Raw genomic sequence first — 12,537 nt, 5'->3', positions numbered from 1 at the left:
TTTACTTTCCCTCTTTCATCACTTCAGCATCAGATGACTCATTAGCAGCTGCTCCTTCTTCAAATGGTATTGCCGCTTCGTAAGATGGGTCTATATCAGTAGCCGGTGCCTGAGGAGGTGGATTTAATTTATCATTGGCGTTCATAACCTTTCGCTCAAGACCTAAAACCTTTGACAGTAGCTCTGTCTCCTGATAAATTTCCTGTGCAAGTGTATAATATTCAATCGCTTTTCCGTACTCTTGACGTGCATAGCTCTGATCTCCACTTTTTTCTAAACCTTCTGCCTTCAATTCCTTCTGGGCCTTTTTCAATTCAGCAATTTTAGCCTCTGTCTCTTCTATTTTTGTCTTTATTTGAGGCTCGCCAGTATAGGAGATGGTGAGGGCCTTTTTCCTTGCCTTTTCATATGTTTCAAGTGCCCCATTGTAATCTTCTGCTTCAAATCGAAAATCTCCATCCTTCACAGCTTCAGCAATTTGAACAATCGTATCCATATTCGCTATTCTTTGCTCAGTAGCTTCCTTTCCAAAGTTCTTAATGAGCTTCCCTTCTTTTTTAGCCTTTTCATATTGCTCAAGAGCATCTGTAAATTTTCCAGCTTCAGCTGATTTATCTCCATTTAAGATGAGATCAGTAATTCTTAACTTTTTAGCCAGTAAATTTCTATGTATTGGATCCTTCAATTTTTTGGCTGCATTTCTGCCCTCACTATATTCCAGAAGCGCTTTTTCATAATTTCCATCTTGAAAATAAAGATTTCCGCTCTTTTCATGGTCCTTCATTTCAACGGTTAATTCTGCCATTTTTTTGGCTTGCTTCGCTTGATAAAAAATAGTACTGCCCCCAACGACTAACGCTACGATTAATGCGGCAGCAATCATTTTAATGTACTTCATTTTTTTCTTATTTGTTTCCTGATAAACCTTATTAGCAAATATAGTGGCAATTGTATAATTATTTACAACCTTCCTTTGCCTACTTAGAAGCACCTCTTCCAATAAATCCGTGTATTGCTCAGGGTCTTTCGTGTCCTCCAGCGCGTCGGCCATTTCTATCTCATTAACATCCTCCCAAAAGCCCGCCGTACAAAGCACTAACACATCTCCATCCAATAACTTCATTTTCTTAGACACAAAGGGCTTAAAATCTTCAGGTTTACCAAGATAATTTAGTAGGTTGCTTCTTTCCTCGTGCTGGCTTATATCCAGTGAACGATTTCTGCTGTTAACGATCTCCTGCGCTAAGCTTTGATCAGTAGTTTTATACGATAAAGTACCATTTCTAAAATGATATAGCCTCGAATTTCCCGCGACTGCAACAATCATTTTTGAGTAATCTGATATGACGATAACAATACTTGCCTTTAATCTCACCCTTAAGCTTTGAGCCTGAAGTATAGCTTGCGCATTTTTTAGATATTTTTTAATACTTCTTCTGGACATAGATGGTTTTTCCATAAACTTTTCCAAAATTGCCTTCACAGCAAGTTCTGCGCTACTTATTTCCTGATCAGAATCTAACCCTTTTACAGCTACCCAGCAGGCTACATCGTCGAGCTCTGTATAGGCAAAGTAATCTTTGTTCTGCAAAAATGAACCAGCTTCAGATAGAAAACTAGTTTTAAAGTCGCTGTTTTCTTTTCTCATGATTACTCCTCCTTAACATGTAAAATGTTTACCATGTTTTTTCTAGAATAACGATGGTTGCATTATCTTGATTTTTTAAGCGTTTTTGTTCAACAGCTTTAATAATGTCTTGAGCAATATCATAGGGAGGAGTTGGCTGTGAGAGAATTTTTTCCATTTCAACCTCTGTTAACGTATCATAGACTCCATCGCTAAATAGACATACCTTATCGCCCCTATTTAGCTGAATAGGGCTCTTCCCTATATCTAAATTTTTAAAGCCTTCATACCCTAAATAATTGATAAGTCTCTTTTTCAGAGGATTTTCTTGCACCTCAAGCTGAGTTATTTCACCAGAAATATATCGCTCTGTTAATACTGATTCAAAAATATGCTTTTGGTTAACCGCTATAAATTCGCCATTCCTAAAAATTTTGATAACACTATCTCCTACAGCCCCCCAATGGAGTAAACCTTCCTTGTCGATAATGGCCGTGACTAGGGTAGTTCCTCCGTTCGAGCCATTTAAATTTTCTAAAATCATATGATTACTTGCTATGGCTGCTTCCTTAAAAAAGTTAGGTAGATTTTTTAAGGTAGTAAGCTTTTTAAATTCTTCTATAAAAGTCGTTACAGCGATAGTACTGGCCATACGACCATTGGCTAAACCACTTATACCATCTGCAAGCACTGCAATTGTGCCATGCGTTGTTTCGGTTGTGGAGAAATAATCATCCTGTTCATCACGTCTCCCAATCGTTTGACCATTCCCAATATAAATTTTCCCTTTATCCATTTTTTGAGCTAGAATAAATCTGATAATTAGCAAAACGATGAGTATAATGATGAAAATTAAGGCAATTATGTAAGGCACTAAATTTTGGTCCATATATCATCATTCCTCACTTTGATTGTTTTCCCATTCAAAGTGAACGCCACATAATGGAATAAATAAAAACATACTTCTCCCTAACTGAATAACATCATAAGCTGCTAATTCAGTTGGGGTATAAACGGCTTCATTATTTAGATAAGCTAATCCCGAGGCATCACCTGGTAATAAATAAAAATTACGCTTTTTCGGATCATATACAATGACAGCATGATTACGATTCGAGATGGAATTATCTCCTGCTATCCGGATATGCATGTCTTCTGCTCTACCTATAAAATTCTTTTCAGATAAGATGCGATAATCTCTCCCCATTTGAGGGCCTTCAATACAAACCAACCAACCTGTTACTGGATCAATTCCATCCATTTCTCCTAAATAGGGCAATGTTTTATCTTCTGATTCAACGACAGGAGCTGTTGGGCTATTTTGTCTGTGCTCTTGCTCCACCATCACGTTACAATATGGACAAATATTGCGATGTCTCCTTGAACTAAACATGTGACCATTTGTACATCTTATCAAACTCATTTCGTTATCCCCCATCTATGTTCCGAATTTCTTTCTCTATTTCACCAAAATTCGCGTATTTGCTATGTATATCGTGTCACCATTACCTAATGGGTAAGGGATCTCTTGTTTTAATCTATTTTTAACGCGCTTATTAGCTTTTTTTAAGCCAACACCATTTACTGAATCAATATCCTCTATATACCAAATACCAGCTACACAATTTAATACAGCATGCTCATAATTCACAAGAGATTCATATTCCGTTCCACATAAATCAATATCTGCCTTATGTTCAGCTGTACTTTTCCCGATAAGCAATGAAATTTGATCACCAAGCTCCCATTCATCTACTTTCATCCCGCGTTCATTAAGTAGTACAAGCTTTGAAATGTCGTTGTTTGTTTTCGCTTGAGTGAGTGATTTTGCCTCGTATTTGAGAGAACCATAAATAATGGCAAGTATCACCATTACGGTTCCGATAACAAATTTTAAAAGGACTTCCTGATTCATAACAAAAACATATAGGATAAAAAAGAAGGCAATTGTGATAATAATAATATCGATGAGTCTTATAAACATTTTTTTCCTTGCATTGTTACTATAATCTTTACTTGAATATGGTTCCTGCATATAATCACACTCCCTCTTGCCATTTTGAATTATTTATTAAAGAAACGTTCGAATAAATCTGTAGTATCAAGAGGATTCTTCTTATTTTTCTTATGTAACGTTGAGGACGTTTCCTTTGTTTTAGGATTAAAGCCAAAGAAATGTTCAAAGTTTTTTTCAATATTGTTCATATTAAAATCTGGCCTTTTTGCAGTCGATTGTTGACTTGTCGATTGCTTGTTAGCTGAGTGTTCATGATTCCAGCTTTGCGCAGCGCCATCTAGTCGAGCATCATATGCCTTCCTAGCCGCTTCATCCTTCAAAACTTTATATGCCTCTGTTACTTCTAAGAAAATTTTTTCAGACTCTTTGTTTCCTCCGCTTACATCAGGATGATGCTTTTTTGAAAGCTTTCGATAAGCGAGCTTTATTTGATCTTGTGTCGCGTCTTTACTAATACCTAATGTGTCATAATGTGTTTTCATTTTTTCATCCCCAGTACTAGGATTATTCAAAAATTATCTAAGGAGCTATATTAAGCCCCTTAGATAATTTTTAGTGTGCTATCTCACTCTTAGACAGCGTAGCCGCCTTCGATTTTTGCCAAATCTGTTTTGTCTTTCTTTTGTTTAACAAATAAGAAGAATTCACCAATACCTTCTGTGTCACCATATCTTTCTGTATAATCCACCACAAAAGCATTTGGGAAATGAATTTTTCTTACTACTTGATCTGCTGAAACAACCTCTAATGTCACTTTACGGTAACAGTCAGCCTTTTCAGCTGGTACTAATGACCATAAACCTAATTTCATCGTATCATCAGAATTATCACCATCAGTTGCTGTAAGAATTTTACCTCTTACTTTTAAAGTGGCTCCAACATCTGTAGAGCGAGCGTTCGAATCATTTGGCGTATCTGTTTCATATTCAACAGACATAATGCTTTCTAACCCTAGTTCAATTGCCTCTGATCCTTCTACTTTTAATACAAAACCCATTCTAATTCCCTCCTAATATTTTTTGAATCTCCTGTTCATAAGATGAAAGTTTTTAACACTTGCTGTTTTCATTTCTCAATAAAACATCGAGAAATATGTAACACTCCACCTTAATGAAGATTCTTATTTATGTTAAAAGATTTAAAAAATCTTAAACATACGACTGAAAAATTGAATAATTGTATGTTTAAACTTGTTAGGCTTTAACAGCACTTGTCCCTTTTGTAATCATTACTTCTAAATTCTTCACATTGCCATTAAACACAAGGTCAATTTGACACGTGCTCGTTTTCTCGTCGATAATGTAGCCGATATCATCTCCATCATGGATAATGGAGTTGACATAGCCTTTATCATTCAGCCATTTACTTTTTTGACTGCTTGGATTATTACTGAAGAACCTAACAATATTTTCATGCTTAAAGTCACCTGATTGGAATCGAAGTATTCTTTCAATATACGTACTCACCTGTGTTTTGTAGATAGAATCGAATCCATCCTCTTCCATCGCTAAGCTTCTAGCTTTATAGACAGTAATACGTTTAATATCTTTATCTTGGAGCTGGGCATTTTCTGACGAGAACACAAAGCCAAAGCTTCTGCTGTTAATCGCATCTTTAATATTATTCGTAAAGCCTGAGATTTCCTTTGCCATCGTTGTAACAGCTCTAAGCGAGTTTTCACCGGCTTCAATATCGAATCGTACGCCAGGATAATTACGTTTTACATTTCTGAAGGACTCCTTTAAATACTCAGGGCATTGGTAGGCGGAAACAATGCCTGCGGCTACATAGCTAGCCCCGACATAGACCCCTTCGATCCATAGCTTTAAAATATCTTCCTTTTCTTTAGATAAACGGGCGCCATTTTCCGTCGTGTACATTCTCGCATCAATAACGACACCTGATTTATCTTTTGGAATTATGGTGAAGTTCGGTAAGCACGGTATCGCAAACTCACTATAGTCTTTTCGAACAAGCACGGCGCATTTATCAATCAGACGATCTATCCCTGCGGTTGCAATCCCATTGAATGTTGTTTCTTCCTCCGCCATGAAGTTAAAGAAAACCTGCACTTTGTAATCTTTTATCGTATCTAGAAGAATCGATAGGGATTCCATTGTATTGCCTTCTTGCTTGGCAACCTTTTCATTCCCTTTAAATCTAGATCGGCTGACCTTCATTTTTCCAGTAGCCTCTAGTTCCAGTGCAGGAACAATGCCGTACCACACCGTATCCGTAAAGTCATTTTTAGAGTTTACAGTATTTAAATACGTCCGTAATCGCGGTAGGTTATTACTTTTCACGAGCATATCGAGCTTAGTGTTTGTCACAAGCAATGACGGCTGCATCCCTTTATTTTTCGTTGTGTACTGATCAAAGTACATTTTAATGCCTAAGAGCTTTTCCACTAGAGGTTTGACCGTTTTTACAAATTCATCCTTCGCATTCTTATAGAACTCAAGGTATGTATTGTAATTTTGAACCTCTGTTTCCACATCAAATTCCGCCTTCACAGCTGGTAGAGGAGAGAACGTTCTTACAACTAAATCTTTTACATAGGAAGAAGGAGACTCTGTAATGGCCTCATAATCTTCTTCAAAAACAGTACTTAAACCATAGTTACTATTTTCTTCAATCACCATCAGTTCCGAGCTATTGTTTTGAGGTGCCTCAATAATTTTCAACTCGCCATTATCACCAATAGAAAGGGTCCCAATTTGTAATTTTTCGGATTCCCCTTCATCCTGATTAACGCCTAACAATAATCTAGTTTTAATATCTTCGATTGCTAAAGGTAGCATGGCCATGACATTGTTGTAATTTTTACTGGCTACTTCAAACATCAGATTCAGCTTGTCACCAGTATCTAATTTTTTCGGATCACCCTCATCTAGCTTCTCATATTCACCGTAAAGGTAATGAATTTCCTTACGAACTTGGCGAATGTCGTCCATGACTTTCTTAGGAGAGATCATATCAAGTAGATTTTCGAATTTAAAATCTACATTTGTGATGCCCTGGCTTCTTTTGGTATCAATGAGGGTGAAGAGCATCTTTAAAAAATCATTATTTTGATCGATTGCTATTTCAGAAATACAATCATCTTGAATACCTTCAGGTTTCTTCAGGGTATACATTACCTTTTGATTAGCGGCATTGTAGAATGAATAAACCGTTGGAGAAAACTTATCTAAAAATTCGTCAAAGCTTTTGACAAGAAGATATTGATGAATTTCTTTAATCTTTTCATCACTTAGACTGTCGATCCCCTTTACATCTCCAACAAGCGTAATTAAGTCCATCTTTTCAGGATTAATTTCTTCAAATAGCATGGTTCTGTTTGTTTGACTAATAATATCCATTCATTCGGCTGTATTATTATACAGCCATCCCTCCTTTTTACATCGGATTTCGAGTAAGCACAATCATCTGCGAGCAGAAACTTAAAATTAACTTTTTAGTTATAAAATTCCATTTAAAGAAAAAGAAACTGCAGTTTGGTTAAACTGAAGTTAAAATTTTATAACCATCTTATCTACATCACAAATGACATTATGTATCACAACGTAACTATACAATATCTTATTTTATTGTCAATATTTACATTAGAATATTTTGTTAATTAAAATGTAAATTGATAGTTTAATAGGAAAAATTAAACATACCTAATTTTATGATATTTTTTTAAAAAAAATGTGTTTTTCCACTTTTTTTTAATAAAAAAAGACAGCCTAGGGTGAATTTTTTAATCCTCTTAGGCTGTACAGAGCGCTGATCTTACACTACAAAATGATAAGATTGGATTACTTTTTCTAGATAATTGGTCATTTAGAATTATTTACCTTTAAATAGTTCCTTATCCTATTGACAAATTCTTCAACTGTTATTACCCACTTCATGATTTGTAGGGAAGGACATCGTTTTTTTACTTGTACTGCCAACCCCCACATAATGATGTAGGATAAAAGAAGACTTACACTATTATTATGTTCTTTTACTTGTTCAATTTTATCCTCAATAAGCCGCTGAGAAACATCAGGAGGAATACTATCTGTCATTGAAAAGTAAAATGTTGCAGCAAAACTATATAGATCAGTATAGACACCTTGCGCGGACTTATTAGAATATTGCTCAAGAGGAGAGTAACCTGAGCTTGTAAAAATTTGATTATCTTTAGCTGTTTTATAAAAAATTGCTGACCCAAAATCTAGTAAAAATGGATTACCTTCTGAATCTATTAAAATATTACTTGGCTTAATGTCACGATGGAGAATCCCCTGTTTATGTACATAGCACAGTGCATCTATTAAAGGAAGAAAGATACTTTTGTATAAATGGTCTCGATCCTGGACAGGAAAATCCTTTAAATATTGATCTAATAGTTTTCCTTCATAATAATCCATAATGATATAAATCGATCCATTTTCCTCAAAATGATCAGTATATTTGACTATATTACGATGATTTATTTGCTGCATAATAAATGCTTCATTTAGAAAAATTCCTTTTAGATCCTTGAATTTTTGCTTTGTTGAAGGCAAACGATTGATGATTGTTCTATTATCTAAATCCCGTATAGCCATTTCTTTTGGAAAGAATTCTTTAACAATTAGTTGCTCTTCATTGTTAATATTTTCCGCAAGGTAGACGATGGATAATTTACTAGTAGCAACAACTTCTTTTATTTTATATGTATTATTCAGAACACTATTTATCGGTAAGCTCAATTCACATTGAGTTGCTTGCATTTTTGCTCCTTCCCCCTTATAAGCTTTGAAAACCTGTATGCAAATATAGATCAAATTATCTACCTTTTAACTAAAATACAAATTAATGTAAGTATACCAATTTATATCTTTTTATTAAATAGTGATCTTCTTTCCATTTGAGGTTTGGTACATCTATTTGACATTTTGATTTTTTATCCATCTCTCGTTAAGAATTTCTTATTATATTAGAAAGTCGAATTAACACTAACCTTTATTCATAAAAAAAGCTTAAATCACATTTAAATAGGTGATTCAAGCAGTTGATTTCAAAAGATAATCTAGCCATATATTTTTGTGAGATATTTATTTTATGTAGATTATATATATTTATAAAAAAACAGATTCCTCTTTACATGAATCCAGTCCTAAAGGGTCTTGATGTGTTTTATCATAAACTCCCAATGTGTATTTGAAAAAAAAGAACTTTTATTTACTAAGTTTATAACGTTGTAGGGTGATTTCTTAATTGATTGTACGACACCTTTTATATCACATAACCTCTAAATCTATGAGTAACCAAAAACTCCTTCTTATACACTAACAAATATGTTTACCTGTTAATGAATCTATTGAGTATATTTCCTTCTACTCTCATGAGTAGCTAAATCTGCATAACGTGTCGTAATTGGTAATCGACTATTTTTTTCTACAAAATGTAGAGTTATTTTTATTGAAGTCTCTAAATCGATCCAGTTACCGCATGAAATAAAAATGGGCTTTACATCCTTTCTCGTTCTCAATACTGCTCCATATACTTCTCCATCAACCTTAATATAAGTAAAATTTCCTGTTTCATTTTTTGGCATTTGAAAATCCGTGTCTTTTATCTTTAAGTAGCTTTTTGCAACGCCTATTGTGGGTTTCTTCAAATAAAATGAGGCATGTGTTGCGATTCCCATATGCCTATAATGTAAATAACCATTTCCATCAAACATATAAAGATCTGGTTCACATTGCAGCTTTTTCACTGCTTCTATCACCATCGGAAGTTCCCTAAAAGCAAGATATCCTGGAATATATGGCACATCTATTTGACCCCAATATTCTACTTCTTCGATAATTTGTTTGGTAATATAATCGATTACGACAATACAACAAACCCCATAATCTTGCTTCCCCTCTGTCCAATATGCAATGTCAATTCCAGCTACCCGACGAATAGCTGCTAACTGAAAATTGTTTTCTAATGAAATCTTAGAAATCCATTTTTCTTGTTCAATCTTAAACAATTCTTCCTTTTTCATTTTCCACCATTCATCCATTCTTTCACTTTTTTTACTTGTCTTTTATGCTTTTCTTTCTTTGCCCATTAAAATAGCTAACTATATCTAATTCTCTCTCGTTTTAAAAAATTTTCAAACCTTTTCATTATATCTTCATGCGTAGTTGGAAGTTCTTGGGGCATATAATTAACCAATATTGTGCTTTCTTCATTTAATTGAGGAAAATAATTAGTTCTTATAGCTAACATGAGTTTATCTAAATCTTCACTAGATACTCCCCAAGCAAGTTCATGAACAAATGCACTTTCGTCACCAATTTCCATCAATTCTACTGCATAATGAGAGATAATCCCTTTATTAAAATATTTCCCGTAAACCAAATGTTGCGCATCTTATCTGCTCTACCTTTGGCTCCAGACCAAATATCATCTACTGCACCTAGAGTTAGATAATTTGCAAAATTATATGGAGAATCGAGTGCTTTATCTGCTCTTTTGTCCTACTGTGCGCTTTAAATTAGGGCTTAAGCCCAGAAATATTTACATCCAATCTTGCAACGTTACTATAATTCTTTGTTGAGTGTTATACAATCAAGTGCTTTAAGTAATTTTCCTAACAATATTTTTAGGTTCTAAAAAACCTTGCTTATATTTTAAATAAAAATACCTTTACAAAGTTAATTTTCAAATCCAATTACAATCCATTCATCTACATAACTCCAAAAATTGATATTATATTTTGGCTTTAATTTCGCAGACCAAAAGGTTGCATTATTATCAACACAATTTGTATAATCTATCGCTATATAGCTTCCCATACCGTTAGTGAAAAAGCCAAAAGATGAATCTAGGTTAATTTTTATCGATTCTTCTAAATCATCAATAATACTCCATTCAAAATCTTCATCACCAAGATATGTTACTGATTCTAGTGGAACTAAGCCCATCGACTCACTCGCATAATAATAAAAACCAGCGTGAACATTTTCATAAAAATTTTGAATCGATGAAGGTATTTTACTCCACGATTTCTCTAATTCTATGTTTTTTTGTCTCTTTTGAGGATTACGCCCTTCGTAATATAATATGTTTCCTTTTGAATTTCTTATAGTGTATAAAACCGAATATTCTCCTTCCACATCGATTATTTCAATATTTGTAAGATATTCGTTTAGATAAGAGATCGTGTTCCGTAGTTCAATCCCTATATTTTTTTCCCAAATTTTCATAAATAAATCAATTCTTTTTTTGATATCGTCATTATAAAAGATTTTTTTCCATTCAATTGGTATTTCATTATCCTCAAGTTTTTCAATTTGATCAATTGTTAATATGCGAACATTTTCATTGTACTTTTTTAAATAAGTAAGTTTTTGGTTCATCTCTAGTCATCTCCTTTTTTATTTAACTCATTAAAATCATCTATCTGTTTCTGTTTCTGTTTCTGTATCTTTCTTTCAAGCTCTTTTTCTTTGACAATCATTTTTTCCCTAAATTCAGGATTTACCTCTATTTCTCCTGGCTTCCCTTTCTTATAATGTGTCCACTCTTCATACGATTTAGACTGCTTAGAAGTATTGCAGATTTACTTAACCCCACAAAATTTTCTGAATCACTTAAAATATCTAATTTCTAGGAGTTTGTGTTGTTTATCGCCACGAGCGTTTTCAATTTTATTTGTTTGTTACTATTTCTTGTTCTAACTACCCTCCTGTGTAAAATGTCATCTCGCTTACTTCTCATGCTTTTTATTGTTTAGTAATACTCATGATGGCACTGCCTTCATGATATTTGATTCTGAACGTAGCATGACTTTATTTTATCAACAAATTCTAATCTCTCTTTTGCTCTCCTGTTATAAGCTGTAATCCGAGATTCTTGTTATTTTAACCATAATAAAAACCTTGAAAGGCATAGAGCCAATCAAGGTTTTAATTACTAGGATTCAAAAGCTGTTCTATCTGGAAATATACCACCTTCTCTTACTAGACAAACTGCCAATCTTTGAGCAGCCCTCTCATAATAAAATTTAGATGGGAAATTACTGTTTGGGATAGCTTCTAACTCCGAAAATTTTCTAGTAAATTTATTTAACTCAATTTTCCCCATAATATCTTCATTCGGTCCAAATCTATAAACAACAATTTCATTATCTTCATATTCCTTTAATAACAAAACATATGAAGCCATTTTTATTCCTCCTCAGGTGGATACCATGGACGCCCAGACTCTACTGTTCTATCATGCGCTTTCCTATAGTCCGTTTTAAATATTCCTTCAAATTTTGATTCAAAAAGTTCATGATTTAATAAATCAATATCATTCTTTTTATAGGTTCCTTTTTGGAGCCTATCCCACGCTTGCGCAATTTCATAATCTGACTCAAAGCGCCTAACTCCATGTTCCTTAATATGCTCTTTAAAAAATAAATGTTCTTTGATTCTCTGTACTCTTTGTTCATTCATTCCAGTATTTTTTGCGATAGAGCTTACATCAGTTTTGGATTTTCTAAAGGATTCGTACATTTCATCTGCTTTATCAAGCCGTTTTAAATACTCATCTACCGAAAGTTTCCTACCACCAGTTTGAACTTTACCCGTACCCTTACTACTACTCGAACTGCTAGTAGACTTACCACTTGTTACTCCAGTCGAAGTCTTCTCTACTTTTGTTAGTGTTCCAACACCCTTTGTACCAACAACTGCTGTAGCTGTATTTATGGTTGCTTTTGTTCCCCAGTATACTCGTGAGTAGTCATTACCATGAATAACATCTTTTTCAAAAGAGTCTTTTACTGAACCCGCTATGGTTTTCACAGTTGCCAGTGGATGGGTAGCAAAATTTTTCAAATTATCTTTCGTTTCTTTTAATACGCCTATCGGATCAGTTACTAATTTTTTCA

The 12,537-nt window shown here is 34.0% G+C and carries 12 protein-coding genes and 1 pseudogene; all 13 read right to left on the bottom strand.

Annotated features, from left to right (window positions below):
* Position 1: 1 nt before the first annotated feature.
* Positions 2–1,648, bottom strand: coding sequence for a serine/threonine protein phosphatase (locus CD31_RS00940; RefSeq protein WP_227744911.1), 1,647 nt, complete (start codon positions 1,646–1,648; stop codon positions 2–4).
* A 28-nt stretch (positions 1,649–1,676) separates the two neighbouring features.
* Entirely contained in the window at positions 1,677–2,516 is an 840-nt protein-coding gene (locus CD31_RS00935; protein ID WP_036075045.1) for a PP2C family protein-serine/threonine phosphatase, read from the bottom strand.
* 6 nt (positions 2,517–2,522) lie between these two features.
* Entirely contained in the window at positions 2,523–3,050 is a 528-nt protein-coding gene (locus tag CD31_RS00930) for an FHA domain-containing protein (RefSeq protein WP_036075044.1), read from the bottom strand.
* A 36-nt stretch (positions 3,051–3,086) separates the two neighbouring features.
* On the bottom strand, positions 3,087–3,662 hold the full coding sequence (locus tag CD31_RS00925) for an FHA domain-containing protein (protein ID WP_036075043.1): 576 nt from the start codon (positions 3,660–3,662) through the stop codon (positions 3,087–3,089).
* Between the two features lie 29 nt (positions 3,663–3,691).
* The gene (locus CD31_RS00920) at positions 3,692–4,126 is read right to left on the bottom strand and encodes a J domain-containing protein (RefSeq protein WP_036075042.1); all 435 of its coding nucleotides are present in this window, start codon (positions 4,124–4,126) and stop codon (positions 3,692–3,694) included.
* Positions 4,127–4,215: 89 nt separating this feature from the next.
* Positions 4,216–4,641: a hypothetical protein gene (locus CD31_RS00915; RefSeq protein ID WP_036075041.1), complete on the bottom strand. Its 426-nt coding sequence runs from the start codon at positions 4,639–4,641 to the stop codon at positions 4,216–4,218.
* A gap of 196 nt (positions 4,642–4,837) precedes the next feature.
* Positions 4,838–7,006 carry a transcriptional regulator gene (locus CD31_RS00910; protein ID WP_036075040.1) on the bottom strand — a complete coding sequence of 723 codons (2,169 nt, stop codon included), beginning with the start codon at positions 7,004–7,006 and terminating at the stop codon, positions 4,838–4,840.
* A gap of 462 nt (positions 7,007–7,468) precedes the next feature.
* Complete coding sequence (locus tag CD31_RS00905; protein ID WP_036075039.1) at positions 7,469–8,392, bottom strand: serine/threonine-protein kinase; 924 nt, start codon at positions 8,390–8,392, stop codon at positions 7,469–7,471.
* Between the two features lie 587 nt (positions 8,393–8,979).
* Positions 8,980–9,675, bottom strand: a complete 696-nt coding sequence (locus CD31_RS00900; RefSeq protein WP_036075038.1) for an endonuclease V — start codon at positions 9,673–9,675, stop codon at positions 8,980–8,982.
* A 56-nt stretch (positions 9,676–9,731) separates the two neighbouring features.
* On the bottom strand, positions 9,732–9,959 hold the full coding sequence (locus CD31_RS00895) for a hypothetical protein (protein ID WP_244905116.1): 228 nt from the start codon (positions 9,957–9,959) through the stop codon (positions 9,732–9,734).
* A 353-nt stretch (positions 9,960–10,312) separates the two neighbouring features.
* Positions 10,313–11,017 (bottom strand): hypothetical protein, encoded by a 705-nt coding sequence (locus CD31_RS00890; protein WP_036075037.1) that lies wholly within the window; start codon positions 11,015–11,017, stop codon positions 10,313–10,315.
* Between the two features lie 556 nt (positions 11,018–11,573).
* Positions 11,574–11,825, bottom strand: a complete 252-nt coding sequence (locus CD31_RS00885; protein WP_036075036.1) for a hypothetical protein — start codon at positions 11,823–11,825, stop codon at positions 11,574–11,576.
* Positions 11,826–11,827: 2 nt separating this feature from the next.
* Positions 11,828–12,537: pseudogene (locus CD31_RS23715) on the bottom strand (hypothetical protein); the annotation flags it as partial.

Origin of the sequence: Lysinibacillus boronitolerans JCM 21713 = 10a = NBRC 103108, from assembly GCF_000772935.1 — a bacterium.
GTDB classification, from domain to species: Bacteria; Bacillota; Bacilli; order Bacillales_A; family Planococcaceae; genus Lysinibacillus; species Lysinibacillus boronitolerans.
Note: the sequence above shows the minus strand (reverse complement) of the source record. Positions and strands in the feature narration are given on the sequence as shown.